This window comes from Rahnella variigena (assembly GCF_003610915.1).
Lineage (GTDB): Bacteria > Pseudomonadota > Gammaproteobacteria > Enterobacterales > Enterobacteriaceae > Rahnella > Rahnella variigena.
Genome location: NZ_NSDJ01000001.1, coordinates 3,548,967 through 3,575,000, shown reverse-complemented (window position 1 = coordinate 3,575,000; position 26,034 = coordinate 3,548,967). Strand labels below are relative to the sequence as shown.

At 54.3% G+C, this 26,034-nt stretch carries 24 protein-coding genes and 2 tRNA genes; 8 read left to right on the top strand and 18 right to left on the bottom strand.

The genetic code is table 11. The features are described 5' to 3' along the window. Positions 1–64 precede the first annotated feature (64 nt). Positions 65–140, bottom strand: a tRNA-Asn gene (locus CKQ54_RS16565). 160 nt (positions 141–300) lie between these two features. Beyond that, positions 301–1,509: a pyridoxal phosphate-dependent aminotransferase gene (locus CKQ54_RS16560; RefSeq protein WP_120161356.1), complete on the bottom strand. Its 1,209-nt coding sequence runs from the start codon at positions 1,507–1,509 to the stop codon at positions 301–303. A gap of 204 nt (positions 1,510–1,713) precedes the next feature. On the opposite strand from CKQ54_RS16560, the gene CKQ54_RS16555 reads away from it, so the two are divergent. Then, a complete protein-coding gene (locus CKQ54_RS16555) occupies positions 1,714–2,916 on the top strand; it encodes a glutamine amidotransferase-related protein (protein ID WP_120161358.1) in 1,203 nt (400 codons plus the stop codon). On the opposite strand, the gene vapC is transcribed toward CKQ54_RS16555, so the two are convergent. The 9 genes from vapC to CKQ54_RS16510 all read right to left on the bottom strand — a co-directional run bounded on the left by vapC (position 2,902) and on the right by CKQ54_RS16510 (position 10,597). Beyond that, positions 2,902–3,321, bottom strand: a complete 420-nt coding sequence (vapC, locus tag CKQ54_RS16550) for a type II toxin-antitoxin system tRNA(fMet)-specific endonuclease VapC (protein ID WP_120161360.1) — start codon at positions 3,319–3,321, stop codon at positions 2,902–2,904. The two genes, CKQ54_RS16555 and vapC, sit on opposite strands and share 15 nt — an antisense overlap. Then, positions 3,321–3,554, bottom strand: a complete 234-nt coding sequence (gene vapB, locus CKQ54_RS16545; protein ID WP_112288802.1) for a type II toxin-antitoxin system VapB family antitoxin — start codon at positions 3,552–3,554, stop codon at positions 3,321–3,323. The genes vapC and vapB overlap by 1 nt, the downstream gene beginning before the upstream one ends. A 204-nt stretch (positions 3,555–3,758) precedes the next feature. Further along, the gene (locus CKQ54_RS16540) at positions 3,759–4,679 is read right to left on the bottom strand and encodes a dihydrodipicolinate synthase family protein (protein WP_120161362.1); all 921 of its coding nucleotides are present in this window, start codon (positions 4,677–4,679) and stop codon (positions 3,759–3,761) included. 34 nt (positions 4,680–4,713) lie between these two features. Then, on the bottom strand, positions 4,714–5,898 hold the full coding sequence (locus tag CKQ54_RS16535) for a M24 family metallopeptidase (protein ID WP_120161364.1): 1,185 nt from the start codon (positions 5,896–5,898) through the stop codon (positions 4,714–4,716). After that, on the bottom strand, positions 5,895–6,992 hold the full coding sequence (locus tag CKQ54_RS16530; protein WP_120161366.1) for a mandelate racemase/muconate lactonizing enzyme family protein: 1,098 nt from the start codon (positions 6,990–6,992) through the stop codon (positions 5,895–5,897). Before CKQ54_RS16530 ends, CKQ54_RS16535 begins: the two co-directional genes overlap by 4 nt. Before the next feature lie 10 nt (positions 6,993–7,002). Next, entirely contained in the window at positions 7,003–8,166 is a 1,164-nt protein-coding gene (locus CKQ54_RS16525) for a M20 family metallopeptidase (protein ID WP_120161368.1), read from the bottom strand. Positions 8,167–8,264: 98 nt separating this feature from the next. After that, positions 8,265–9,008 (bottom strand): amino acid ABC transporter ATP-binding protein, encoded by a 744-nt coding sequence (locus CKQ54_RS16520; protein WP_120161370.1) that lies wholly within the window; start codon positions 9,006–9,008, stop codon positions 8,265–8,267. A 10-nt stretch (positions 9,009–9,018) separates the two neighbouring features. Next, complete coding sequence (locus CKQ54_RS16515) at positions 9,019–9,732, bottom strand: amino acid ABC transporter permease (protein WP_095922431.1); 714 nt, start codon at positions 9,730–9,732, stop codon at positions 9,019–9,021. Positions 9,733–9,778: 46 nt separating this feature from the next. Continuing rightward, complete coding sequence (locus CKQ54_RS16510) at positions 9,779–10,597, bottom strand: ABC transporter substrate-binding protein (protein ID WP_120161372.1); 819 nt, start codon at positions 10,595–10,597, stop codon at positions 9,779–9,781. A gap of 192 nt (positions 10,598–10,789) precedes the next feature. On the opposite strand from CKQ54_RS16510, the gene CKQ54_RS16505 reads away from it, so the two are divergent. Both CKQ54_RS16505 and nac read left to right on the top strand, forming a co-directional pair. Then, complete coding sequence (locus CKQ54_RS16505) at positions 10,790–11,689, top strand: GntR family transcriptional regulator (RefSeq protein ID WP_120161373.1); 900 nt, start codon at positions 10,790–10,792, stop codon at positions 11,687–11,689. 401 nt (positions 11,690–12,090) lie between these two features. Continuing rightward, positions 12,091–13,017: a nitrogen assimilation transcriptional regulator NAC gene (nac, locus tag CKQ54_RS16500; protein ID WP_120161375.1), complete on the top strand. Its 927-nt coding sequence runs from the start codon at positions 12,091–12,093 to the stop codon at positions 13,015–13,017. 40 nt (positions 13,018–13,057) lie between these two features. Here nac and CKQ54_RS16495 read toward each other — a convergent pair whose 3' ends face one another. Genes CKQ54_RS16495 through CKQ54_RS16480 form a run of 4 tightly spaced genes read right to left on the bottom strand, consistent with a single transcriptional unit; the run spans position 13,058 to position 17,339 of the window. After that, on the bottom strand, positions 13,058–13,987 hold the full coding sequence (locus CKQ54_RS16495) for an ROK family protein (protein ID WP_120161376.1): 930 nt from the start codon (positions 13,985–13,987) through the stop codon (positions 13,058–13,060). Next, positions 13,984–14,850, bottom strand: coding sequence for an ABC transporter permease (locus CKQ54_RS16490; protein WP_120161378.1), 867 nt, complete (start codon positions 14,848–14,850; stop codon positions 13,984–13,986). The genes CKQ54_RS16495 and CKQ54_RS16490 overlap by 4 nt, the downstream gene beginning before the upstream one ends. Beyond that, complete coding sequence (locus tag CKQ54_RS16485; RefSeq protein WP_120130905.1) at positions 14,850–15,770, bottom strand: ABC transporter permease; 921 nt, start codon at positions 15,768–15,770, stop codon at positions 14,850–14,852. Before CKQ54_RS16485 ends, CKQ54_RS16490 begins: the two co-directional genes overlap by 1 nt. 24 nt (positions 15,771–15,794) lie before the next feature. Further along, the gene (locus CKQ54_RS16480) at positions 15,795–17,339 is read right to left on the bottom strand and encodes an ABC transporter substrate-binding protein (RefSeq protein WP_120161379.1); all 1,545 of its coding nucleotides are present in this window, start codon (positions 17,337–17,339) and stop codon (positions 15,795–15,797) included. A 235-nt stretch (positions 17,340–17,574) separates the two neighbouring features. Here CKQ54_RS16480 and CKQ54_RS16475 point away from each other — a divergent pair, with 235 nt between their 5' ends. From CKQ54_RS16475 to CKQ54_RS16465, 3 genes are read left to right on the top strand one after another with little or no spacing between them, the layout of a single operon-like run. Next, on the top strand, positions 17,575–18,714 hold the full coding sequence (locus CKQ54_RS16475) for an ROK family transcriptional regulator (protein WP_120161380.1): 1,140 nt from the start codon (positions 17,575–17,577) through the stop codon (positions 18,712–18,714). Between the two features lie 12 nt (positions 18,715–18,726). Beyond that, positions 18,727–20,160: a M81 family metallopeptidase gene (locus CKQ54_RS16470; RefSeq protein ID WP_120161381.1), complete on the top strand. Its 1,434-nt coding sequence runs from the start codon at positions 18,727–18,729 to the stop codon at positions 20,158–20,160. Between the two features lie 16 nt (positions 20,161–20,176). Then, a complete protein-coding gene (locus CKQ54_RS16465; RefSeq protein WP_120161382.1) occupies positions 20,177–22,009 on the top strand; it encodes an ABC transporter ATP-binding protein in 1,833 nt (610 codons plus the stop codon). Between the two features lie 53 nt (positions 22,010–22,062). Here the strand turns inward: CKQ54_RS16465 and CKQ54_RS16460 are convergent. The 3 genes from CKQ54_RS16460 to CKQ54_RS16450 form a co-directional block, all read right to left on the bottom strand. Next, positions 22,063–22,147: transfer RNA gene (locus tag CKQ54_RS16460), tRNA-Tyr, on the bottom strand. 211 nt (positions 22,148–22,358) lie between these two features. Next, a complete protein-coding gene (gene purU / locus CKQ54_RS16455) occupies positions 22,359–23,207 on the bottom strand; it encodes a formyltetrahydrofolate deformylase (RefSeq protein ID WP_013575956.1) in 849 nt (282 codons plus the stop codon). A gap of 44 nt (positions 23,208–23,251) precedes the next feature. Further along, the gene (locus tag CKQ54_RS16450) at positions 23,252–23,716 is read right to left on the bottom strand and encodes a YchJ family protein (RefSeq protein WP_120161383.1); all 465 of its coding nucleotides are present in this window, start codon (positions 23,714–23,716) and stop codon (positions 23,252–23,254) included. A 149-nt stretch (positions 23,717–23,865) separates the two neighbouring features. On the opposite strand from CKQ54_RS16450, the gene rssA reads away from it, so the two are divergent. Together rssA and rssB are read left to right on the top strand one after the other, a co-directional pair. Continuing rightward, positions 23,866–24,777: a patatin-like phospholipase RssA gene (gene rssA / locus CKQ54_RS16445; RefSeq protein WP_112288818.1), complete on the top strand. Its 912-nt coding sequence runs from the start codon at positions 23,866–23,868 to the stop codon at positions 24,775–24,777. A gap of 96 nt (positions 24,778–24,873) precedes the next feature. Beyond that, positions 24,874–25,887, top strand: coding sequence for a two-component system response regulator RssB (rssB, locus tag CKQ54_RS16440; RefSeq protein WP_120161385.1), 1,014 nt, complete (start codon positions 24,874–24,876; stop codon positions 25,885–25,887). Positions 25,888–26,034 lie beyond the last annotated feature (147 nt).

Sequence of the window (26,034 nt, the reverse complement as noted above, 5' to 3'; positions counted from 1 at the left end):
CCGGCATAAGAAAACACAAAAGCAAAACGCCCGCTTAAGTTTCCTTAAGCGGGCGTTTCTAATATGGCTCCTCTGACTGGACTCGAACCAGTGACATACGGATTAACAGTCCGCCGTTCTACCGACTGAACTACAGAGGAATCGTTGGAACGGGGCGAATAATAGCGACTGCCCCGTGGCATGTCAAAGGGGAAACTCTATAAATGCGTTCGTTTGCTGATACTTTGGTCAAGTTGTTGACAATAGAGTCAAAAAGGAACCCGAAAGGCCTGTTTCTGCACTCTGTTAGCCTTTTTTCGGTTAGCGCAATTCGCCGCAGGCGCGGGTGATCCGGTCACAGGCTTCCTGTAAACGCTTGTCATCAATGGCATAAGCGATGCGTAAATAACCTGGTACGCCGAAAGCTGAACCCTGAAGCGTTGCCACGTGGGCAAATTTCAGCAGATAAGCCGCAAAATCTTCATCTGTATTGAGGGACTCACCCGAAGGCGTTGTTTTACCCAGCATTTTCTGGCAATTAGCGAAAACGTAAAATGCTCCTGGCGGCACCTCTGCACTCAGGCCGTCAATGGTGTTGATGCAGTTCATGATCAGGGTGCGGCGGCGTGACAGTATTTCAATCCACTCTGTGATGAATTTGCTGCCGTGTTCCAGTGCGACAACGGTCGCAGCCTGTGAGATTGAGCTTGGATTTGACGTGCTTTGGGACTGCAAGATTTGCATCGCAGAAATCAGCCAGGCCGGGCCTCCGGCATAACCCAGTCGCCAGCCGGTCATTGAATAGCCCTTTGAAACACCGTTGACCGTGAGGATACGATTCTTCAGGCGCGGTTCAACCTGCGCCAGCGTGGCGAATTCGCCGGAGGTAAAACAAATTTGCTCATAAATATCATCCGCCATGACAAGCAACTGCGGATGTTCCAGCACAACGGCAGCCAGCGCCTTTAATTCTTTCGCAGAATACACCGCGCCGGTTGGGTTATTCGGAGAGTTTAGGATAACCCAGCGGGTTTGCGGGGTAATCGCGGCCGCCAGATCTTCCGGCTGTAACTTCCAGCCATGGCTTTCCAGGCAAGTTACTATCTTCGGCTCTCCTTCTGCCAGCGCCACCATATCCGGGTAAGAAACCCAATAGGGCGCAGGAATCAGGACCTGATCACCGGCAGAAACCGTGGCCAGAAGTGCATTGAAGATCAGTTGCTTGGCTCCGCTACCTGCAATCACTTCTTCCGGACGGTAGCTGATCCCATTTTCGCGATTAAACTTAGTAATGATGGCTTGTTTCAGCGCGGCGGTACCGGCCACCGCGGTGTATTTTGTGTCACCTTGTACAATCGCATCGATGCCTGCCTGCCTGATATGTGCGGGAGTATCGAAATCGAGTTCGCCTTCGCCGAGGTTGATAACATCAAAGCCAGACGCAATAAATGCGCGCACCTGGTCGGAAATCGCCGCTGTCGGCGAAGGGCGCACACGACGTAAACGAGGTGCAAGAAATTCGGCAGACATTGTTTCCCCTGTTTGAGCAATAACAAAATTGTATTATGTGAATCATTAAAACCAATTTAAACTTACCATTCTTCTTTTTGCTTTGCTCATAATTTCTTCGTGCTGAGCAGCATTTTACCGGCGGAAATGGCACGGCAACTCGTTTGGCTGACTCCGGAGTCTGCGGATTGCCGTCACTTTCCTTTTATATTTCAAGGTTGTCTTATGTCTTTTATTTTTGTTGCACATGACACACCTGAGCCATCGCTGTACGGGGCGATGGCGGCAATACTGGCAGCACAAAAACATTTACCGCTAGCTCATCTGCCGGTGAGCTGGGATATCGCCCGTTATCCGGATGCCTGTCAGCATGTCATCGGCGAAGGACAGCTGATGACCAGCGGTTTGCTGTGGACTGAGCGAATGAATCCGCAAAGCGCCGGAAAAGTTATGAAGCTGGAAGCGCTGCTCAATACTTACGGTACGCGGGATGTGGTGGTTCCGCTGGGGCCGATGCAAATTATTCAGTTCACGCAAATCGCCAGACAGGTGCGGGATAGCGCGCTGGATTACGAACTGGTTACGGTTGAGCGTGCCAATCAGGGGTATGTATTCAGGCGTCACGGTCAGACAGATGAAGCGTCAGGATGCTGGTGGCGAGACCGCTACGGGCGCTGGATCAATCAGAACATGCCACCGCACACCGGCCCGTCATTGCGCATTGCGCTGGTCGGATCCCAGTCGGATCAATGCAGTATTTACCCTGCCACTCTGGCTGCTCTGGGGGACGCGGCAGATGCGCTGTCGTTATCACTGGACATGGTGTACGCAGCACCGCAGGCACTGGAAGATCACCTGCATGAAGTGATGGAAAATGTCGATGGTATATTGCTGCCCGGAGGCTCAGCGATGTGTAATGTGACCGGACAAATTTGCGCGGCGCATTACGCGCTGAACCGTAATATTCCCATTCTCGGGCTTTGTCTGGGTATGCAAACCATGACCACGGCCATCGTGCAGAAAATGCTTGGTTCCACGAAAGCCAATCTTGCCGAAGCCGATCCTGATGCCCAAATTAAAACCTTTATCCCGCTGACGGATACGCTGACGTTTCCGGTGCATCGTCTTGGGGATTATCAGATGCATTGCCGTCCTGGCAGCAGATTAAATGACATCCTCGGCGATGAATTTACCGTGCGCTATAACCACCGCTTTCATCTTGAACCTGAGCTGAAGCCCGATCTGGAGAAGTTCGGGCTGCATATCAGCGGGACTGACGCTACGGGGAAAATTGCTGACGGTATTGAGTTCACTCATCATCCTTTTTATCTCGGAGTACAAGGGCATCCGGAGCTGTCGTCACTGCGCGTGAAACCGCATCCCCTGCTGACCGCGTTTTTAAAAGCGGCGGGTTTAAAGCGCAGTTAAGGAAGGACCCACCCAGTTCTCAGTCAGGAGCCCGTCAACGCGGGTGAACTCATTCATATTATTGGTCACCATCACCATACCTGCGCTGCGTGCCTGGGCGGCAATATGAATATCGTTCACTCCAATCAGGTTGCCGCATTTTTCGAGGCAGGCACGGATATGTCCGTAATGCGCGGCAGCTTTCTGGTCATAGTCCACGATACGTAAATGAGAAACGAATTCCTCCACCGCCAGTTTGTTTTTGGTCGGACTGGTGCTTTTCGCAATGCCATGCAGTAGTTCAGCATAAGTGATCATTGAAATCGCCAGCTGGTCAGCGTGCTGGTTGAATTTTGCCAGCACGCTCATCGGCCTGCGTTTGAGTATATAAATGACAATATTGGTGTCCAGCAGATAGGTCAGCATTAAAATGTATCCCGCTCAGACTGATCTTGTGAGGCGCGTTCTTCCATAAAATCATCCGTCACGCGCAGTTCGCTGTGGAAAAAATTATCCCATGTGTTATCCACTGGCGTTAAAACCAGTGAACTCCCTACTTTTCTTATCGTCACGATTTTTACCTCGTCTGGAAAACGGCACTCTGCCGGGATACGTACGCTTTGCGTCCTGTTATTCAAAAATACGGTGCCTTTAGGCATGGCGTTATTCCTCAGTAAGTTGTTTAAGCCGGAGATCTGCTCAAATACTACTCGCCTGAAAAATATAGTGCAAAGGTATATACGTTGAAAGGCGATGGCAAGGACATAAAAAATGTCATTGCTGAATTTGCGGGATGTCCCGGAAAAGCGGATGTAACGAGAGGAAATTCCCGCCTGCTCAGACGGGAGTTTTAGCAAAGCGGATTACTTCAGGGTGACGCCGGAACGCCGATCCGCAGCCAGACGCTGGAGTTCCTGCTCCACCAGCCCGATAACGTCAGGCTCCAGATCAATCAGTGGTGCGCGCACATGGTGACCGTCGAAGCCGCGCAGGTTCATGGCCGCTTTCACCAGTTGCGGCTGACCATAGCGGCGGGCGAGGGCGCGGTACGGATACCAAAGGCGGTGCAGTTCGCGCGCGGTGTTCGCATCGCCATTTTCCAGCGCACGATATGTCGCCAGAATGATTTCCGGCAACGCGCCGCTGTTAGTGGTGCTGATGCCATCAAAACCGCACATCATCGGACCTAAAAATGCCAGGTCAGAAGCGCAGAACAGGCGCAGACGTCCGCCCAGCCGGTTGGCAATCTGGTCAATGGCCGTCGGGTTGAGGTCACCTTGTTTAATGCCCACAACGCCTTCGATATCGGCCAGTTGCTCCAGCACCACAGGCGGTAACGTAATGCCGATGCCCGGCGCGTTGTACACCAGAATACCGGTGCGTGATAGCGGCGCCATCTGTTTGAAAAAACTGATGATTTGCGCTTCCGTCACTTCCGAAACAAACGGTGGTGTCACCATTGGGAGCCCGCCCAGATCACCCGCCAGTTGGGTTAAATCGCGCACGACGCGGGCATCGGAGCCGGCGCTGCATAACATTACCGGTACGCGGTTACCGACCACTTCCATGACATAACGAAACAGCGTGGCGCGCTCATCTGCGGTCATTGCCGGGAATTCGCCGTAGGTGCCGCCAATCAAAATGCCGTCATAACCGAGGCTGATGACGCGCTCGATATTGCGCGACAGCCCCGCGAAATCAAACTCGCCGCTGGCGGTAAAAGGCGTGACGGTAATATTAAAAATACCTTTCAGGCGCGCCTGGCTTTCACTGATGTCTTTCATTTATTCACTTCCCATCATCTTGTTAAACGCTAAATCAAAGTAAGGTCAGCGGACGATCCACCGTGCCGAGTGCGCGGTAGCCGGTTTCGGTCACCACAATGGTTTCACTGACACCGACGGTGAATTCGCCGTAAATGCGCAGTGCCGGTGGAATGTGGAAGGTCATGCCCGGCTGTAATTCAGTCGTGATGCCGCTGTAAAGGCTGAGGATCGCGCCTTCGCCCCAGTCCGGTGCAAATGAGATCCCAATCGAATAACCAGTGCGTTTTTTGAAGTTGTCGGTGTAACCGGCGCGGTCAATGACGGCCTGACACGCCAGATGCGGTGCTTCGCAGGTGGCGCCCGGACGAATGGCATCCAGTGCAGCCTGCAACGCTTCCTGACACACTTTTTCCATTTCCAGCGCCACCGCAGGTGGTTTTCCAAGCCAGGCGGAGCGCATCAGGGCAGCGTGATAACGGTCATGCGTGGCGGCCATTTCCAGGAAAATCGGGTCGCCATCGAGAATTTTACGGCGTCGCCAGGTGCCGTGCGGTACGCCGGTGCGCGGACCGCTGGAAACCAGTGGTTCCATGCCCATGTATTCGGATCCGGCGGCAATGGCGGCGCCCATCATGGCGGAAACCAGATCGTTTTCAGTGGCACCGGCGGCAATCGCCGCGCGACCTGCCAGCATACCGGCATCAACGTAACGCGCTGCGTGGGCCATTTTTTCCAGTTCTGCGGCAGATTTCACCGCCCGCAGTTGTTCGATAACGCCGGCCGCGTCGTGAATAGTGCCGATTTCAGCCTGCAACGCTTCGTATACCGCCACGGGCAGGAACCAGCCGCGTTTGTCGATACCGATCCGGCTTTTCATCCAGCCGCGCGCTTTCAGCACATCGAGCAGGAAATTCACCGGATTATCGCCATCGGTATAAATCGCGGCGTCGCGGATAAAGGTGTTGGAGATAAAGTTGAAATACTCCAGCTGACGGATCACAAAAACCGGATCGCCTTCCACTGGCAACACCAGCGTCTGGAAGGTGTAGTAGCCCGGCGTTTGCTGGCCGGTCAGATAAAAGATATTTTCCGGACCGGTGATGACTATGACGTCCAGACCGGCTTTGACCAGCAGCTGACGCGCTTTCGCCATGCGCTGCGCATATTCTGCTTCACGAAAGGCGGATTCTGCGCCGGGCACGACGCGGCCCAGATCGGGCAATGATGTTGCTGTCATTGTTCAAACTCCTGAATAAATTCTGCCTGAGAAGGGGTAAAGCGGATGCCAAGCCCCGCGCCCGGCTGGCTGCTGAGTAAACCCTGATGATAGGAAAGGCCGTGAACTGGGTCGTTGCCCAGCCCGTCGGCACCGTAAAGTTCTGCATAAGCCGGCTGACTGGCGCGGGCGACGTGCAGCGCGGCGGCGGTAGCGGCACCGCCTTCATTCATCTGGCCGATCATAAACGGCACACCCGCCGCGGTCAGGCGTCGTGCGGCCGCTATTGTCGGCGCAATGCCTCCCATTTTGACCAGCTTGAGATGCGCCATGACCTTGCCTTTGAGCTGCACAATACGTTCTAAATCCGCCTCGCTGCTCATGCTTTCATCAAGCATCAGCGGCAGCGGACTGACTTCGGCGAGCGTCGGGTAATAGTGCGCATTGGCGTCGGAAACCGGCTGTTCGAGATAACTCATTTCAAATTTCGCCAGCGACAGTAAATGACTGCGGGCTTCTTCCGGCTGCCATTGTCCGTTGGCATCGGCGGACAAACTGATCTCGTGTCCGAAACGGCGGCGCAGGGCGCTAAGCCGTGCTTCGTCTTCAGCAAATGACGCCACGCCGACGCGCAGTTTCAGCTGAGTAAAACCGCGTTCCACATAGGCTGTGGCCTGTTCCAGCATCTGTTCCATCGGCGTCCAGAACAGCGTCTGGTTGGTGTGATAACTCACCGTTTGGCTGTTTTCTGCCCCGGCAAGTTCTGCCACGCTGATGCCTTCCTGACGGGCAATCAGATCATGCAATGCGATATCCAGCAGCATGCGTGTCGGTGCCAGAAAATCTCCCATCCGTTGCGGCAGGTTGAGCAAAAGCGTGCTGGCAGGCTGGCTGAGATCCAGTTGCTGCAACGCACGGATCACATCACTCAACACCCTTTCGGCGCTGTAGCCATTGAGATAAGCGATGTTGATACGCACTTCGCCCAGCCCGTTGACGTTTTTGTCTTCCAGCAGCAGATACAACGTGTCCAGCCCTGGCACACTGCCCGAAGAGGCGGTGTAAAGTTGCAGATGCGGATACCGCAGGTCGGCGCGATACAACGTAGCTTTCACCGGCTCCTCCTCAGCGTTTGAGCATTTTCAGCGCGACATCGCAGTAGATTTTGCTGCCTGCGATGAATTCGTCGATCGAGATAAATTCATCAGGCTTATGCGCGACCGCCAGCGAACCGGGGCCGATGATGACGCCTTTGGTTCCCAGACTGCGAAAATGCACCAGATCGCAACCGCCCTGAAAACCAAACGGACCCGGTTCCGGATTGCCTTGTGCCGCGCAGGCTTCAACGCCGGCCAGCACAATCGGATCGTCAGAGTCGGTTTCGGTTGCACCGCCAGTGGTCGGTTTGAAGGTAATGATTTCGCTGCGTACACCGAATTTGTCATGGGCGAGTTGCAGTAAATCCTGAATCTCCTGTTTCACTGCGTCTTCGTCTTCGCCCGGCACCATGCGACGATCGAGCAGTAATTCGCAGACACCCGGCAACACGTTATCGGCATGACCGCCGTTAATGCGGGTGACCGTCAGGCTGGCATTCCCGACCAGCGGATGACAGCGGCAGCGCACGGTGTGCTGGTGGGTTTCTTCCACCAGATCGAGCAGTTGTGCGGCGCGGAAAATAGCATTCTCACCCAGTTCCGGTGTGCCGGAGTGAGCGGTGACGCCGTGAACGCGGACCAGCGGGCGCAAACTGCCTTTATGTGCCGAGTACGTGGTGTTAGAGGTCGGTTCGCCGATCACCACGAAGTCGATATGTGCCGGGGCTTCGCGCACGTAAAACTTCGCACCTTCGCTGGCGACTTCTTCGTCGGCGACAAAAATCGCCATCAGCGTGCCGCTCCAGTCGTTGCGGTTGGCCGCCAGCCAGCGCATGGCTTCGATCATGGCGATCAGCGGCCCTTTGGCGTCGCAGGCACCGCGACCATATAACCGGCCGTCGCGTTCGGTGAGGGTAAACGGATCCTGCTGCCAGCCTTCACCAGCGGGCACCACGTCGATGTGGGTATTAAAAGCAAAGCACGGGCCAGCGCCATTTTCGAGGCGGCCAATCACGTTGGTGCGTCCCGGCGCGTATTCGCTGAGTGTCATGTCGAAGCCGATTTCGCTGAGCATGGCGCTGATAAGTTCAGCGGCTTCGCGTTCGCGTCCCGGCGGATTTTCAGTATTGATCGCGACCAGTGCGGCAAGGTCACGTTTCATTCTGCTGATATCGGGCGATGAAAGGCTCATCGGTGTCTCCTGAAATACAGTATTTGAAATACAGTTTTGTGGCAAAAGTCAGGCCCCTGGTGAGAGCGCAGTGTGTGATTCAGTGGTGCTAAAAGTGATTAATGTAAGATTTGATCTAAGAAACGTTGCGCCCGCAGGCTGACGTCGCCGCCGAAGAATTTTTCGCCGGTCGCGTTTTCGATAATTTCGCCGTTTTCCATAAAGACGATCTGATTGGCTGCGCGTTTCGCAAAGCCCATTTCGTGCGTGACCACAATGCTGGTCATGCCTTCGGCGCTGAGATCGGCCATCACGTCGAGCACTTCGCGGATCATCTCCGGATCCAGGGCTGAAGTCGGTTCATCAAACAGCATCAGTTTTGGTTTCATCGCCAGCGCGCGGGCAATGGCAACGCGCTGCTGCTGTCCACCGGAAAGCTCATCAGGGAACGAATCCGCCTTGTCGGGAATACGCACTTTGCCAAGCAGTTCCAGTGCCTGCGCTTCGGCTTCACTGCGGCTGATGCCCAGCACGGTCATGGGGGCCAGCATGATGTTTTCTGCGGCAGTCAGATGCGAAAACAGCTCGTAGTTCTGAAACACCATGCCGATGTCCTGACGCAGTTTGTGTGGCTCCATGCTGGCGTGGGTGATGTCCTGATTACGAAAGAAGATCGCGCCGCCCTGAATCGGTTCCAGCAAATTAATGCAACGCAGTAAGGTGGATTTGCCTGAGCCGGACGGGCCGATCAGCACCACGGTTTCGCCCTGAGCCACATTCAGGGAGCAGTTTTTCAGAACATGTTGTGCGCCAAAATGTTTATCGACGCCGATGATTTCCAGAACCGGTTTGGATTTATTCACGGGCTTCTCCTCAGTTTGGCGTGCTGCTGCGCAGCAGGCGTTCGGTCAAGGACAGCGCGGGTTTCTTACGCTTTTTTGGATCAAGAGAGCGTTCCAGCCATGCCTGTCCGACCATAAAGATCGACGTCAGCACCAGGTAGTAAATCCCGGCGGCGCACAAGGCTTCGAAATAACGGAAGCTTGCGCTGGCGGTCTGGTTGGCGATAAGCAGAAGTTCCTGCACCGCAATCACTGACACCAGTGCGCTGGATTTGAGCATGCTGATCATCTGATTGCCCATCGGCGGCAGCACAATCCGCGCGGCCTGTGGCAAAACTATCTTGCGCATGATCTGGCTTTGGGTCATACCAAGCGCCATCCCGGCGGTACGCTGACCGCTGCGTACGGCCTGCAAACCGGATCGCAGAATTTCGGCCATATAGGCGCCCTCATTTAAGGACAGCGCCATCACCGCGCAGGTAAAAGCGGAGAATCGCAGGCCAAAGGTCGGCAGAACGTTGTAAACGAAAATAATCTGGAACAGCACCGGTGTGCCGCGAAACAACCACAGATAAAAGAAAGCCAGAACGGAACCCGCCCGGAAGCGGGATTCCTGCAGCAGGGCCAGCACCAGCCCGGCAATAATGCCGAAGAACAACGAGCACACCGTTAACAACAAGGTCATTAATGCGCCCTGAAAGAACGCCGGTGAGAACAGGTATTGCCAAACAAGATCAAGTGACATGAACTTTCCTCAACGTCAGGGCAAATCTTTTCTTAACTTCGCGGTTTCAGAAAATGGACACTGAAGCCGGGAACTGCCATTTGCTGATGATTTTCTGATACGTGCCGTCTTTCACGACATCCTGAAGGCCTTTTTCCAGCAGCGATTTCATTTCGGTATCGCCTTTACGCACGGCAAAACCGATGTGCGTGTCAGCTTCAAATTCAGCACCGACGGCTTCGAAGGTGTCACCTTTTTCGCTCAGCAGCGCTACCGCGCCCGGTGTTGACAGGAATTCCGCATCGGCACGTTTTTGGGCGACCGCAACGGCGGAATCGGTGGCTGCCGGGAAGGTCAGCACGGTCAGTGCCGGTTTTTTGGCATCGAGACATTTCTGGTTATCCGCACGGGCCTGGCTTTCTTCGATACCGCCCAGCGTCACGGCAATGTTTTTGCCGCACAGGGACAAATCACGGCCGGTGATTTTTTCCGGATTTCCTTTTGCCACAATCACGCGGCTGCCGATTTTCAGGTATGGCACGAAATCGACCTGCTCAGAACGGGTCGGGTTGATGTACATTGCGGAGTTAATGATATCGAGACGTTTGCCCTGCAATGCCGGGATCAGCCCTTTGAATTCCATCGACATCGGCGCCGGTTTCAGCGCCAGTTTTTCAGACATGGCGGTGATCAGGTCGATATCGAATCCGGTCAGCTTGCCGTCTTTGGTAAATTCAAATGGCATGAACGTGGCGGCGGTGCCGTACGTCAGCTGACCTTTGCTGACCAGAGCAGGCGCGGCGGCCTGGCTGAACAGCGGGGCACTCAGGCAAATAGCGGCCAGAGAGACGGCGGCATATCGACGCAAAAAAGATTTTTTTGACATGACAGACTCCTGTTTCCCATGAGCAAGATTGCTCTTTGTGTCTCATTAAATACAATTAAGCTTGTGAGTCAAGGCTCTTTTTTGGTGCGTTAATTGCACGATTTGGGGGCTTTATCACCAGGCTTCACCCTCCTCAAGGCTTGTGATATTGTACAAACCTAAACAATAAATACTTTCAGGTGCTGCTATTCCATGACCCAAACTACGACAGCCAGCGGAAGGCGTCTGGCAAACCAAATCCTTGACCTGATACGTGAAGCAAAATTTGAGCCAGGTCACCATCTCAGGGAGCAACAGCTGGCTGATATGCTCGGCGTTTCCCGCACGCCCGTGCGTACCGCCCTGAAATTGCTGTGTGAATTAGGGATTATCGAAGCGCGTCGTAATCAGGGTTTTTTCCTGCTGAAAGCTTTCGATGAACTCCAGCGCATCAGCATCGATATCCCCGCCAGCAGCGATCAGGATTTATACGAGCAGTTGGTGAAAGATCGCATCGCCGGAAAGTTGCCGGATTCCCTGACGCAAACTGAAATCGCTCAGCGCTATGATGCCGATCGCGGCGTGCTGGCGCGCACTCTGTTGCGGCTGGCCGAGGACGGCCTGATCGCCCGCAATAAGGGGCATGGCTGGTCGTTTTTACCGACGCTCAATACCGATGTGGCGCTGAGTAACGGTTACGGTTTCCGGCTGATGATTGAGCCGGGTGCAATGCTGGCAGCGGGTTTTCATGCCGATAAAAGCGCGCTGCGCCGCCTGCGGATGCAGCATATTTATCTGATAACGCATCCGGATATTCTGGCTGTGGATGGCCGTCAGATTTTCGAAACGGATGCGACTTTCCACGAGATGCTGGCGGAATTCAGCGGCAACATTTTTGTTTTACAGGCGATCCAGCAGCAAAACCGGCTGCGTCGTTTGCTTGAGTTTGGCAGTTACACCAACAAACAACGGGTGCGCGAATGGTGCGAGGAGCATGTCGCCATCATCGACGCCGTGTTGGAAGGACGAATGGAGGCGGCGGCGGAAATGATGCGCAGTCACCTGCAATCGGCTTATCAGATGGTGCTCAATAAAGTCAGTAAAGTTGGGTAACTCATTGATGAAAAATTGATTATTTTCGCAATACGTTAACCAGAGCAAAAAGTGATGGATTTTGGTATTCAGGGCCGCGTGTCAGATGGCGGCCCTTGCGGTGGCTGCCCTCTGTTATTAACCCTGCTAATTTATAAGGATGACCTATAAGAATGCATGATATTGGTGCATTCTTCCTTTGCAGCGCATTTCATTCCCTTCTTTTTTTTCATCGTCGCCCGTTTTCTGCTCATCGTGCGTAATCGTTTTCTCTTATATTTTGCGGTATTAGCTTACTGAACGGGCGTTTTTTACCTGCGCGCCGGAGATTGGCGTAAATCTTGCTTTTATTAGTCCAGCTTATTATTCGCATCATTAACGACCGCCCGGGGTTACCCCTTTCGCGCAAGATGGAGACAGAGATGAATCTCAGACGTCTGAAGTACTTTGTGAAAATCGTCGATATCGGCAGTCTGACGCAGGCTGCTGATGTTCTGCATATCGCCCAACCGGCACTGAGCCAGCAACTGGCGACACTGGAAGGAGAATTGCAGCAACAATTGCTGATTCGCACCAAGCGCGGCGTCACTCCTACCGAAGCCGGTAATATTCTTTATTCCCATGCGCAGGCGATTTTGCGCCAGTGCGACCAGATCCACAGCGCGGTCAATAATGCCGGTCAGTCGCTGAACGGGCAGGTTTCCGTTGGCCTTGCGCCGGGCACGGCGGCTTCTCAGCTGGCGGTGCCGCTGTTACAGGCGGTGCGTAAACAACATCCGGGTATTTTGTTATATCTGAATGAAAATTTCGGCACGGCGCTGGGTGATTTGGTTCTCAACGGTCGCATGAATATGGCGGTATTTTATGGCACCAGTATGGCCGCCGGACTGAGCAGCCAGCCGCTGATGAAAGAGGATTTGTATCTCGTCGGGGCGCACTCTGTGCTGAATCCGGGGAAATATGTCGAACTGAGCGATGTGGCGAAAATGAATTTGTTCATGCCGCGCTCGCACAACGTGACCCGCCGTCTGGTGGATGACGCTATGGCGCTGCGCCGCCTGAGCGCAAATATCATCGGGGAAATTGAATCTGCCGCCACGCTGACTGCTGCCGTTGCCAGCGGTCTGGGCGTCACCATTTTGCCTGAATCTGCTGCCCGTGCCATGACCGGTCCGGCGAAAGCCTGGATGTCATGCATCAGCAGTCCGTCGATTCAGGTTCCGCTTTCACTGTGTGTTTCTGAAACGCTGGCGTTATCGCAGGAAGCGATGGCGGTGAAGAAAATTCTGCTGTCACTGGTCTTCGAGCAAACCGCACCGGTTCTGGAACCGATGCTGGTCGCGAGCTGAAATCAGACGTTGCCCTCATCCCGCAGGAGAGGGCAGCTCCTTAACTTTCCAGTCTTCCCATCACCGATGCGCCGACCAGGCCGCCGTCGGTCAGGAATTTCCCCGGCACCAGCAGCGTTTGTTGATAGTTGTGCAGAACGCCGCTGCGTACTTTCACATCCAGCGCGGCGATCAGTTCACTGGCAGAAGCCAGTCCGCCACCGGCGACAATCCGCGAAGGGCCAAGAATATTGACCAGTAAGGCCAGCGGTTCGGCGACCAGTTCCAGCCAGGCGTTAACAGTGAGAGACGCGCTGGCATCGCCGTTCAGCCAGCCGGTCACGATCTCCAGACTGGTGCAGTCTTGATGATGAAAATGCTGATGTAAGCGTTCCATTCCGCGAGCGCCACCCAGCATGTCGAGGCAACCGGTCTGACCGCAACCACATTTAAGGCGCGGAACGGCGTAGTTTTCGCCATTTATCACCAGTTCAGTGCGGGTGATGGCGCCGTGACCCCATTCGCCAGTGACGCCGCCGTGACCGCGCACCAGCTGACCGTTGATCACCAGTCCGCCACCGACGCCGGTGCCCAGAATAATGGCGACCACCACCGGCTGGTGTTGCGAGTTACCGGCATGGGCTTCGGCGAGCGCAAAACAGTCCGCGTCATTCGCCGCCGTTACCGGGCGGGCGAGCGCAACGCTGAGATCTTTCGCCAGCGAATGTCCGGTAAATGCCGGAATATTGGTTGCCAGCATTTCGCCGGTTTGTGGCGAAACCAGTCCGGCTGTAGAAATCGCCAGCGGTGTACCGGCGGGTAAATCTGCGCCAAATTTTTCGATCAGATTGTGCATCGCCTGCACAAAATCGTCCCATGAAGAAACCGGTGTCGGGACTTTGCCGCATTCTTCCATTTCGCCGGGATGGCGCGAAACACCAAACTTAATAAATGAACCGCCGATATCGGCGCAAAAAACAGCTGAGGTCATGAGCGTGTGTCCAGTAAATCTCGCAGCCCGTCGCCCAGTACGTTAAAACCAAGCACGGTCAGCATAATGGCCAGACCCGGGAACAGCGAAAGGTAAATATTAATGCCGAGGAAGTTGCGTCCATCGCTCATCATGGTACCCCATTCCGGCATCGGCGGCTGCACGCCAAGCCCCAGAAATGAGAGGCTGGCCGCGGCAAGAATGACCGTGCCGGCGGTCAGCGTCGATTGCACGATAATCGGCCCGATGGCATTGCGCAAAATGTAATGCACGATGATCCGGTAATTAGACAAACCCAGCGCCTGCGCCGCTTCGACATATTCCATCTGCTTTAAACCGAGCGTCAGGTTACGGCTCAGACGTGCGTACACCGGAATGGCGAACAGCGAAATGGCGATCAACAGATTTACCAGACCGCCGCCGAGAATACTGACCACCAGAATCGCCAGCACGATGCCCGGAAACGCGAACAGCATATCCATAAACCACATGATGATCATGTCGGTATAACGACCGGCCATACCGGCAATAATGCCCAGCGGAATACCGATAATCATCGCCAGACCAACACTCAGCACCACTTCAATAATGGAAATGCGTGCCCCGTAAATAACGCGGGCGAAGATATCGCGCCCGTAATCGTCAGTGCCAAACCAGTGATCGGCACCGGGGGAAAGCAGGGTATCAATCAGATCCTGGGCGTAAGGATCGTGACGGGCAATTAAGGGTGCGAACACTCCCATCAGCACAATCAGACTGACGATAAAGCCGCCGATGGACACTGCCGGATGTCGCCACAACCAGCGGAAAAACCGCAGCGTGCGCGGTTTGCGACGGGGTAATTGCGTGATAATGGCAGACATTAATCGAACCTTATTTTTGGATTCAGGAAAGCGATCAGTAATTCACCGAGCAGATTCATCACCACCACACCGCAGACAGCGACCAGCGCAACGCCCTGAATCACCGGATAATCGCGATAACGCACGGAATCTACCAGCAAGCGGCCAATGCCCGGCCAGTTAAAGACAGATTCGGTCACCACTGCGCCGCCAATCAGACTGCCGAAATTGAGCGCCACAATGGTGACAATCGGGATCAGCGCGTTACGAAAAGCATGGCTGCAATACACGGTCGTTGCCGACAACCCCTTGGCGCGGGCGGTGCGGATATAATCTTCCGAGAGCACATCCAGCATGCTGGATCGCGTCATGCGCGCCATCACCGCCATCGGCAAAACGGCCAGCGTCACGGAAGGCAGAATGTAGCTTTTCCATGACGTTGCGCCGAGCAACGGCAGCCAGCCGAGATTGACCGAAAAGGTGTTCATGGCCATCAGCCCCAGCCAGAAGTTGGCAATTGAAGCACCGGCGATAGCCAGTAACATCACGCCAAAATCCGGCCAGCGGTTGCGATACACCGCGCCTATCATGCCCGCCGGAACACCAATCGCCACTGCCAGAAAATACGACAGTACTGCCAGCATCAGCGTGTAAGGCATGCGTTCCCCGATTTCCTGCGTCACCGGCTGCTGCGACTGCAACGAGACGCCGAGATTGCCGTGCAGAACGTCACCGGCAAAATGCAGATACTGCGTTACCAGCGGCTGATCAAGCCCGAGGCGAACGCGCATGGCATCAACGGCTTCCTGCGTGGCTTCAGGCCCGGCCATCAGGCGTGCCGGATCGCCCGGCAGCGCGCGGATGGACACAAAAATCAGCATCGAAACCCCGATCAGGATGATCGGAAAGGCGATGAGTTTTTTTGCAAGATAGGCTTTCATGGCTATTTCCCACTGTGAATGCGGTTATTTTTTCTGTGCATCTTTCACCACAATTTGCCCGCCCGGGATCATCGTGACGCCTGAGATGTTTTTGCCGGTGGCATACAAGTCATTCTGGTAATACAACAGCACCTGCGGCGCCTGCTGGTTAATCTCTTTCTGAGCATCGACATAAATCTCGTTGCGGGTATTTTCATCCAGCGTCGATGCGGCCTTGTCTAACATTTCATCCAGTTTCGGGTCACTGAAGAAGCCCAGATTCGCACCGCCCGGAGCAAAACTTTTGCTGTAGTACAGCGGACGAAGTTGCAGATCGGCGCCGTTCGCGCCGGAAGACCAGGACGCCAGCACCGCGCCGGTGTTATCGGCTTTTTTACCGGCCTGATCGGCAAATGCCGCTTTGGTCCATACGCCGCTTTCCATGATTTTCACGTCCAGCTTCACGCCAATTTTCGCCCACATGCTTTGCAGCACCTGACCGATACGTGCGTCCTGACCCTGCACTGCAATCGACATAGTGAATCCGTCAGCCACACCGGCTTCTTTGAGCAGGGCTTTGGCTTTCGCCAGATCCAGCGGATACGGGTTCAGGGTTTTGTCATAACCGGCGGTGACCGGTGCCAGCGGCGAGTTCGCCGGTTGCGCGAAGCCGGACATGATGGCGCGCACCAGACCGTTACGGTCGGTGGCGTAGTTCAGTGCCTGACGCACACGGACGTCGCTGAGCGGTTTGAGATCGGTATTCAGCGCCACCCAGAATACGGAGGCACCCGGGCTTTCATGCAGGTCGAACTTCGGATTGTTTTTCAGCACGCGTGCAAACTGCGGCGGCACCGGGTTAATTACGTCAGTTTCGCCCGCCTGCAACGCCATATTCATGACCGAAGGCTCGGCGCTCCACGTCCATTTAATGTCATCCGGCCCGGCGGCTTTATCGCCCCAGTAGCCCGGATATTTTTCTTCCAGCACGAATTCACCGGTTTTGTATTGCACCATTTTGTACGGGCCGGTACCGACGGCTTTGCTGTCGAGCGTGCCGGTTTTATCGGCCGCCGGGCTGACCATCAGACAGGCGCCAGTGGTCAGTAAATTCAGGAACGCCGGATACGGTTTTTTTAGTTTGAAGATGACGGTGGAATCGTCGGTTTTGGTCACGCTGTCGAGGAAGGTGCGCAGACGTCCGCTGGCCGCCAGACCGCGTTTTGTGTCGAGATGGCGGGCAAAGTTGGCGACCACTGCATCGGCGTTAAACGGTGTGCCGTCATGGAAAGTAACGCCGCTGCGCAGTTTGAATGTCCACACCAGCCCGCTTTCATCACTGCTCCACGAAGTCGCCAGCGCGGCTTCAGGTTTCAGCTGCGGCGACATGCGCAGCAGGCCTTCATACATCGGATCCAGCACGGTACCGGTAAAGGTCGCGGTCTGGTTGCCCGGATCCATACTGCGCGGTGCTTCGTTTTGCATCACGTTCAGTGTGGCGGCGTAAACCGGCAGCGAAAACGCCGCCAGAAGAGCGCTGCTCAGCAACGTTAACTGCACGGGACGCCGGATGTAACGGGTAATCTTCATGTTCTGCCCTCTGCGTGAAAAATCGGATTAAGTGGCTCTGGCTACGTCTGCCGGTTTGGTAAAACGCCGGTTTTAATGACAGTTTGTTTTAACAAAGAGATTTAACAAATAGTTCATATGAAATACTTATATGCCAACATTTAGTTTATTTTGTGAACTAATTGGCATTGATATATCCATTTCCAGCGTTTAATGTCAATGCAGATGACCGAAAACTGAGAGCGCCGAAACGAATATGCTAACAACTTTGCAACGTCAGATATTGGGTGCGGTCAATGCATCCGGCGGTCTGAGCCGTACCGAACTGGCGCAGCTTTCAGGAATGAGCAAAGCGGCGATTGGCGGCGTGGTGCGTGAAATGATCGACGCCGGTTTCCTGCACGAAGCGGAAACCGTGCCGGGGAACGGGCAGGGCAGACCTTCGGTGCGGCTGGTCGTTCATCCGGATGGCGCGTGGTTCGCCGGCGTTTCCTTGCTGCAAAATCCGGCGCAGATGGCGCTGATTAATCTGCATGGCGAAATCCTTTCACGGGTATCGTTCGAGGCCGGTGCCAGTCCGCAGCGTCTGGCAGAAAACATCGCCAGCGCGTTACCGGCACTGCTTGAACCGCATCCCGAAGCGGCAAAAAAACTGGTCGGGCTGGGGGTGACGTTATCCGGCCTTATTGATGAACATCAGTCCACCTGCGTACAGTCGGCGCTGCTTGGCTGGCGCGATGTGCCGCTGGCCAGCCTGATTTCACAGGCCACCGGCATGGACGTGGCCATCGAAAATGACGCCAAAGCTCTGGCGGTGAGTGAGAAAAGTTTCGGACAGGCGCGGGATCTGAGCAGCTTTACGCTGGTCAGTCATGGCGCGGGGATCGGCAGCGCGCATTTTGTCGCCGGTCAGTTGCATCGCGGCCTGCATGGCGGCGCAGGGGAAATCGCCCACTGCACGCTGGAACTGAACGGTTTGCCCTGCCGCTGCGGCAAGCGCGGTTGTCTCGATACGCTGGCGTCTCTGAATGCTATTGCCGAAATGGCCAGAGACGGCGGGCTGGAAGCGACCACCATTGGCGGCCTGGAAAAGCTGGCGATGCAGGGCGTCAGCGAAGCGGTGCGTATTCTGCACCGTGCTGGTTCCGCGCTCGGTTTAGCGATATCCCATCTGATTCAAATTAATGACCCGGACCTGATCCTGATAGCTCATCAGGACGCAGATTTCTCCGGGCTGTTCGGCACGGTTGTGCATCAGTCTATCGAAGCCAACGTTTTGCCGGGAAATGCCGGGAAAACGCCGGTTCGCACTTTTACCCTAAATGACGACACCTGGGCGCGCGCGGCGGCAAGTATTGCTGCACATCGCTTTCTGGTCGGTCTGAAGCCTGTCTGAGGAATCATCAACATGCGTATAGCTGTCAGCGGTATCCACATTGAATGCAGCACTTACAATCCGGTGCTGAATGAGGAAAAGGATTTCACCGTCGTGCGTGACGGCCAGTTACTGGCGTCACCGCGGTTTCGTTTTTTGCAGGATTACCCGGCGACGTTTTTACCGACCATCCATGCCCGCGCTATTGCCGGTGGTCCGGTAGCGCGCGCGACGTACGACAAATTCAAAGCAGAAATGCTGGCGGGACTGGAAGCGCAAAAACCGTTTGATGGCTTATATCTGGCGATGCACGGCGCGATGTATGTCGAAGGGCTGGAGGATGCGGAAGGCGACTGGATTGCTGCGGCGCGTAAAGCCGTCGGGCCGGACTGTCCGATCAGCGTCAGTTATGACCTGCACGGCAATGTCTCGCAGCGGATAATTGATGCCATTGATATGTTTTCGACTTACCGCACTGCCCCGCATATCGATGTGGAGGAAACCATGCGCCGTTCGGTCGCCATGTTGGTGAAACATCTGCAAACCGGTATAAAACCGACGCTGCTGTGGGTGCCGGTGCCGGTGGTATTACCGGGTGAACGTACCAGTACGGAAGATGAACCGGCGAAAAGTTTGTACGCCCGTCTGCCAGAAATGGATGAAGTGGATGGCGTGTGGGACAGCTCGCTGATGGTTGGTTATGTATGGGCAGATGAGCCACGAGCGACAGCCGCAGTGATCATGACCGGCACCGACCGGACGGCGCTGGAACAACAGGGCACGCAACTGGCGCAGGCTTACTGGGACGCGCGCGAAGATTTTGTGTTTGGCTGTGAAACGGACACCGTTGAGGCCTGCGTGAAAAAGGCGATTGCCTGTGAAACTCGTCCGGTGGTGCTGGCCGATTCCGGCGATAACCCGACCGGCGGCGGCGTGGGCGATCGTGCAGATGTGTTGCAGGAACTTATCAAACAGTATGCGCAAAATACGATCGTGGCAGGTATTGCCGATGCACCGGCAACGGACGCGGCATTTAACGCTGGCGTGGGATCAGTGCTGACGCTGACGTTGGGGGCTTCGCTGGATCATTCCAGCCCGCAGGTGAAAGGTGATTTTGAGGTGGTTTTCCTGCTCGATGCACTGACACCTTCTGACCGTCAGGCGGTTCTGCGCATTGGCGGAATTGACCTCGTGGTGTCGGCGCGTCGTCGTCCGTATCACAACATCAGCGATTTCACTGTGCTGGAACTGGATCCGCATACCGTCGATATCGTGGTGGTGAAATCCGGTTATCTGTCACCCGAGCTTGCGCCGATTGCGAGTCCGAATCTGATGGCGCTGTCTAACGGTGTGGTGGATCAGTTTGTAGAGCGCCTGCCGCGCAACCGCAAAGCACGCAAAACCTTCCCGTTTGACCGGGATTTCAGCTATTCGCCGCAGGTGCAGATTTCCGCGCGCAGCAAATAATTCAGGAGCCAATAAGATGAATCAGACTGCCGGACAGCAGGAAAAACGTCAGCCCGTGCTGAGCGTGAAGCATCTGACCACTTCATTTCTCGGCGAAGACGACTGGCTGCCGGTAGTGCGTGATTTGTCGTTTGACGTCTATGCCGGAGAAACGCTGGCGATTGTCGGTGAATCCGGTTCCGGCAAGAGCGTGACGTCGTTATCGGTGATGCGTTTACTCAAAGCGCAAAGCAGCCGGATTGAGGGCGAGGTCTGGCTCAATCAGCGTAATGTGTTGCGGCTCTCGGACAAACAGATGCGCGATATCCGCGGCAATGAGATGGCGATGATCTTTCAGGAGCCGATGACGTCGCTTAATCCAACGTTCAGCATCGGACGGCAGATTGCCGAAAGCCTGAAGCGGCATCGCGGCATGTCATCGGCACAAGCGCGGGCTGAAACCCTGCGGCTACTGGAAAAAGTGCGTATTCCGAATGCTAACGCGCGTTTTGATGAATATCCGCATCAGTTTTCCGGCGGCATGCGTCAGCGTGTGATGATCGCCATGGCGCTGGCGCTGAAACCGAAATTACTCATCGCGGATGAACCCACGACCGCGCTGGATGTGACGATTCAGGGACAGATTCTGGATTTGATCAAGACGTTGCAGGAAGAAGAAGGGATGGCGGTGCTGTTCATCACGCATGATATGGGCGTGGTGGCGGAGATTGCCGACCGGACGCTGGTGATGTATCGCGGAGAAGCGGTGGAAAGCGGGGCGACGGAAGACATTTTCCACCGGCCTCAGCACCCGTATACCCGTGCATTACTTGCGGCGGTGCCAAAATTAGGGTCGATGCAGGGGTGCGACTGGCCGCTGCGTTTTCCGCAAATCAACCTGCAAACCGGTGAAGCCAGTGTGCCGCAGGAAGTGGCGGGAACCATAGATTCGGTGCTGACGCCGTTGTTATCGGTCAAAAACCTCAGCGCGCGTTTTCCGGTGTATGGCGGTATTTTCAGCCGTCAGGTAGGCGCGGTGCATGCGGTGGAAAATATCAGCTTTGATTTATTTCAGGGCGAAACGCTTTCGCTGGTCGGCGAGTCCGGTTGCGGGAAATCCACGACGGGTCGTGCTGTGACCCGTCTGCTGAAACCGCACAGCGGCGCGATTGATTTCGACGGTTTCGATGTCACGAATCTGGGTAAGCGCGACATTTTGCAAATGCGTCAGCGCATCCAGATGATATTTCAGGATCCTTTCGCCAGTCTTAACCCACGTATGCGCATTGGCGACGCACTGATCGAACCGATGCTGCAACATAAACTGCATAACCGCAGCGATGCGAAAGAGAAGGCGGCGTCGCTGCTGCAAAGGGTCGGGTTGTCGCCGGATATGCTGCGCCGTTTTCCGCATGAGTTTTCCGGCGGTCAGCGTCAGCGAATTTGCATCGCGCGTGCCCTGACGCTCGATCCCAAAGTGATTGTCGCTGATGAATCGGTTTCGGCGCTGGATGTGTCAGTGAAAGCGCAGGTCGTGAATTTGCTGCTCGATTTGCAGGAAAGCATGAATCTTTCCTATCTGTTTATTTCGCATGACATGGCGGTGGTTGAGCGGGTGAGTCATCGCGTGGCGGTGATGTATCTGGGGGAAATCGTGGAGATCGGGCCACGTGCGGCAATATTTGATAATCCCCAACATGCGTATACCAAAAAACTGATGGCATCTGTGCCGGTGCCGGATCCCTCCCGCAGAATGCTCAAACGGCAAATGCAGGTGGATGAGCTGAAGAGCCCGGTGCGCGATAACGGCTATGTTCCGCCGCAAAGGCAATATCAGGAAATATCAGCAGGACATTTTGTTCAGGTCTGACGGGGCATACAGGAAAGTTTACTAAGAAGTGACTCAGGGATGAGTCTGGAAGATGGTGGTGGGGGAAGGATTCGAACCTTCGAAGTCGATGACGGCAGATTTACAGTCTGCTCCCTTTGGCCGCTCGGGAACCCCACCACAATTTTTTGTGGCATTTACTACTTACTTCTGGCCTTAAATCATCATGCGCTACATGGATGATTTATCGTTACAGCGGTTAGCTGCGAACGGGGCGCATAATACCAAATGATTCGAAGGTGTAAAGTGCTGAAAGCGATAAAAAAGTTCGTTTGCGGTTTTTTTGTTCTTAACGGTGCTTCTCTGAACGAAAAGCACCGTCAGAATGGGTTTACAGAATAACCGTGCGATTTCCGTAAACAAATACACGCTGCGCCAGCACGCGGTATAACGCCCGGCTGAGGACGTTTTTCTCAACGTCACGGCCTGCACGCATCATATCTTCAGCGGTATAAGTGTGATCGACGTTGATGACGTCCTGCATAATGATCGGGCCTTCATCCAGATTATCATTCACGTAGTGAGCCGTAGCACCGATCAGTTTCACGCCGCGCTCGTATGCCTGATGGTACGGACGGGCGCCGATGAATGCCGGCAGGAACGAGTGGTGAATGTTGATCACCTGATGCGGATAATGCTGCACAAAGCCCGGCGTCAGTACGCGCATGTATTTCGCGAGCACCACATAATCAGGCTGGTACTGATCGATTTGCGCAATCATCGCGCTGTCGTGCTGTTCGCGGGTCAGACCGTCATGGCTGACCAGATGGAACGGAATATCGAAACGCTCAACCAGCGTCTGCAAAGTATCGTGGTTGCCAATGACCGCAGCAATCTCGACATCCAGACCACCGTAAGCGGCTTTCATCAGTAAGTCACCCAGGCAATGCGCCTCTTTGGTGACCAGAATAACGATGCGGCGACGTCCGGTGCTGTTCAGCTCACGTACAGAACCGGCAGGCAGCGCGCTGTCGAGATCGGCCAGCAGGGTGGTGTCGTTGAAAATCCCTTCCAGCTCAGTACGCATAAAGAAGCGGCCGGTACGGTGATCAACAAATTCGTTGTTCTGCACGATATTGAGTTCGTGCTTATAGCAAATGTTGGTAATTTTGGCGATCAGACCTTTTGCGTCAGGGCAAATGGTGCGTAACACCTTGGTTTGTACGTTCTGTTGCGGCATGAGGGTGTGGATCCTGTCCAAGACTTATCAATATTACGGTTGAATTATTTACCGCAGCACTTCTTATATTTTTTGCCGGAACCGCACGGGCAAGCATCGTTTCGGCCTGTCTGCGGTTTAATTCCATTAATATAGTACCAGCGTTCTTTTAAACGAAGAAATCGCGAGCGTTCATGGATGAGGTGAATGTATTCATCACCGGTTTCTGTGAATCGCGCAGCAAACTCGACAAAGCCTTCATTGTTGTCGCGCCCGTCTGTTTCGCGGATAACCTCAAGTCCTTGCCAGTGCGTGCTGGTAAAGCCTTCCTGTAAACTGTCACGCCATTGCTCGGGTTGACAGTCCGGGTGCCAGGAGGCGATCAGATAACTCGCATTTTTCAAAACATAGGCTGTATAGCGCGAGCGCATCAAAGCTGCCGGAGAAGGCGCCACTTTATTCTCAGTAATGTAGGGCTGGCAGCATTCTTCATAAGAAAGGCTGCTGCCGCAAGGGCATATTTCAGACACACAAACTCCTGAACAGGCAGAGTATCAACATCCGGTGCGCGGTCTGCGCTATTGAATGCACCAAAATGATATGTTACCTAACAAACTCGCCGGGTGACAACGCGCTTCCCGGCCCATTCTCAAGATATGCGAAATATTAAGGTCATCAGATGAGCAGAAAAGTCACCATCGGTCTTGCCCTGGGGTCGGGAGCGGCAAAAGGGTGGGCTCACATTGGCGTGATCAATGCCCTGAAAGAAATGGATATCGAAGTCGATGTGGTGGCGGGTTGTTCGGTGGGTGCGCTGGTCGGTGCGGCGTATGTGAGCAACAGATTACCGGCGATTGAAAGCTGGGTACGTTCGTTTAGCTACTGGGATGTGCTGCGGCTGATGGATTTTTCATGGCGACGCGGCGGATTACTGCGCGGAGAGCGGGTTTTCAATGCGGTCGGTCAGTTGATCCGCATCGATGAGTTTGAAAAATGCTCGAAGAAGTTTGGTGCAGTCGCGACTAACCTGAGTACCGGACGAGAATTGTGGCTGACTAAAGGCGATTTGCATCAGGCTATTCGCGCCTCATGCAGTATGCCGGGCCTGCTGGCGCCGGTCTGGCATAACGGTTACTGGCTGGTTGACGGCGCAGTGGTCAATCCTGTGCCGGTGTCGCTGACCCGTGCTCTGGGGGCCGATATCGTGATTGCTGTCGACCTTCAGCATGACGCACATCTGATGCAGCAAGATTTGCTTACCGTACAACCGACCGGAGAAGCACTAAATACTGAGAAAGAAGTCAGCTGGCGTGACAGAATCCGCCAGCGCTTAACTCGTCCAAACGCCAGAAAGCCGAATGTCAGCCCTTCGGCGATGGAGATCATGTCGACCTCTATTCAGGTGCTGGAGAACCGGCTTAAGCGTAACCGTATGGCAGGTGACCCGCCGGATGTGTTGATCCAGCCATATTGTCCGCAGATTTCGACGCTGGATTTTCATCGGGCGGAAGAAGCGATTGAGGCGGGCAGGCTTGCGGTTGAGAAGCAAAGAGAACAGTTGTTGCCCCTGATAAAAAATAGACAGTTCTGAATGGCTTAAAACGTCTTTGGTCGAATCTGACAATTCTGCCAAGCAAAAACAGGCTTTATGAGCCACTATTAGAATAAGAAATTCTGGGGGACCCTGATGGACAAGCCACTTACAAGCAAGCATATTCTCATCGTTGAAGACGAAGCCGTTTTCCGATCTATCCTTGCTGGCTATGTAAGTTCCCTGGGTGCCACCTTTACCGAAGCTGAGAATGGTCTTGAAGCGTTATCCCTGCTTGAAGACTACCCGCCTGACCTGATCCTCTGTGACTTAGCGATGCCAGAAATGGGCGGGATGGAGTTTGTCGAAAATCTGAGATTGCAGGGCAACAAAATCCCGGTGCTGGTGATTTCAGCCACTGATAAAATGACCGATGTCGCTTCTATGTTGCGGCTTGGCGTGGAAGATGTTCTGCTTAAACCTCTTAACGATTTGCAGCGTTTACGTGAGGCGTTGCTTACGTCATTGTACCCAAAGCTTTTTTCCTCACAGGCGATGGAAGAAAGTTCACTGGTTCAGGACTGGGAAGCGCTGTGCCGCAATCCGAATGAAGCCCAGCGGTTATTGCAGGAGTTGCAACCGCCTGTGCAGCAGACGCTGGCGAGTTGCCGCATTAACTACCGGCAGCTGACAACAGCGGACCGTCCGGGGCTGGTGCTCGATATTGCGGCGCTTTCATCCAAAGATCTCGGGTTTTATTGTCTTGACGTCACCCGCGCCAATGAAAATGGCGTTCTGGCAGCCTTATTATTGCGGGCCATTTTTAACAGCTTATTACGTGAGCATTTGAGTAATCAGCAACAGCGGTTACCGCAAATGTCAACGTTGCTCAAACAAGTCAATCATTTATTCAGACAGGCTAATCTTGAAGGGCAATTCCCTTTGTTACTGGGCTATTATCATGCCGGTTTTAAGAATCTCATTCTGGTTTCTGCGGGATTACATGCCAACGTCAATACCGGCACCAATATGATCCAGCTCAGTAACGGTGTCCCGCTGGGGACGACGGGTGCAACATATTCCAATCAAATCAGTCAGAAATGCGATGCGTGGCAGTGTCAGGTATGGGGAGCGGGTGGACGTCTGAGATTAATGCTGTCCACAGAGTGAACTCACTTAATGTCACTGATAATAATGCCTTAATAACATTGAGCATTTTTTCGGCGTGTTATTACCTATCTTCGTTTTAATCCATTCTGCTAAGACCTATCTTATGCAAAATATGCCTTTGCAGGCGAACTTGCGGCTGAAACTGGT

Coding starts and splice junctions, on each gene's coding strand:
- CKQ54_RS16505 (WP_120161373.1), top strand. CDS start 10,790: ATGACCCAAACTACGACAGCCAGCGGAAGGCGTCTGGCAAACCAAATC.
- CKQ54_RS16560 (WP_120161356.1), bottom strand. CDS start 1,509: ATGTCTGCCGAATTTCTTGCACCTCGTTTACGTCGTGTGCGCCCTTCG.
- purU (WP_013575956.1), bottom strand. CDS start 23,207: ATGCCGCAACAGAACGTACAAACCAAGGTGTTACGCACCATTTGCCCT.
- CKQ54_RS16465 (WP_120161382.1), top strand. CDS start 20,177: ATGAATCAGACTGCCGGACAGCAGGAAAAACGTCAGCCCGTGCTGAGC.
- CKQ54_RS16485 (WP_120130905.1), bottom strand. CDS start 15,770: ATGAAAGCCTATCTTGCAAAAAAACTCATCGCCTTTCCGATCATCCTG.
- CKQ54_RS16540 (WP_120161362.1), bottom strand. CDS start 4,679: ATGAAAGACATCAGTGAAAGCCAGGCGCGCCTGAAAGGTATTTTTAAT.
- CKQ54_RS16555 (WP_120161358.1), top strand. CDS start 1,714: ATGTCTTTTATTTTTGTTGCACATGACACACCTGAGCCATCGCTGTAC.
- CKQ54_RS16510 (WP_120161372.1), bottom strand. CDS start 10,597: ATGTCAAAAAAATCTTTTTTGCGTCGATATGCCGCCGTCTCTCTGGCC.
- CKQ54_RS16480 (WP_120161379.1), bottom strand. CDS start 17,339: ATGAAGATTACCCGTTACATCCGGCGTCCCGTGCAGTTAACGTTGCTG.
- CKQ54_RS16535 (WP_120161364.1), bottom strand. CDS start 5,898: ATGACAGCAACATCATTGCCCGATCTGGGCCGCGTCGTGCCCGGCGCA.
- CKQ54_RS16525 (WP_120161368.1), bottom strand. CDS start 8,166: ATGAGCCTTTCATCGCCCGATATCAGCAGAATGAAACGTGACCTTGCC.
- rssB (WP_120161385.1), top strand. CDS start 24,874: ATGGACAAGCCACTTACAAGCAAGCATATTCTCATCGTTGAAGACGAA.
- CKQ54_RS16475 (WP_120161380.1), top strand. CDS start 17,575: ATGCTAACAACTTTGCAACGTCAGATATTGGGTGCGGTCAATGCATCC.
- CKQ54_RS16490 (WP_120161378.1), bottom strand. CDS start 14,850: ATGTCTGCCATTATCACGCAATTACCCCGTCGCAAACCGCGCACGCTG.
- vapB (WP_112288802.1), bottom strand. CDS start 3,554: ATGCCTAAAGGCACCGTATTTTTGAATAACAGGACGCAAAGCGTACGT.
- CKQ54_RS16515 (WP_095922431.1), bottom strand. CDS start 9,732: ATGTCACTTGATCTTGTTTGGCAATACCTGTTCTCACCGGCGTTCTTT.
- rssA (WP_112288818.1), top strand. CDS start 23,866: ATGAGCAGAAAAGTCACCATCGGTCTTGCCCTGGGGTCGGGAGCGGCA.
- vapC (WP_120161360.1), bottom strand. CDS start 3,321: ATGCTGACCTATCTGCTGGACACCAATATTGTCATTTATATACTCAAA.
- nac (WP_120161375.1), top strand. CDS start 12,091: ATGAATCTCAGACGTCTGAAGTACTTTGTGAAAATCGTCGATATCGGC.
- CKQ54_RS16495 (WP_120161376.1), bottom strand. CDS start 13,987: ATGACCTCAGCTGTTTTTTGCGCCGATATCGGCGGTTCATTTATTAAG.
- CKQ54_RS16470 (WP_120161381.1), top strand. CDS start 18,727: ATGCGTATAGCTGTCAGCGGTATCCACATTGAATGCAGCACTTACAAT.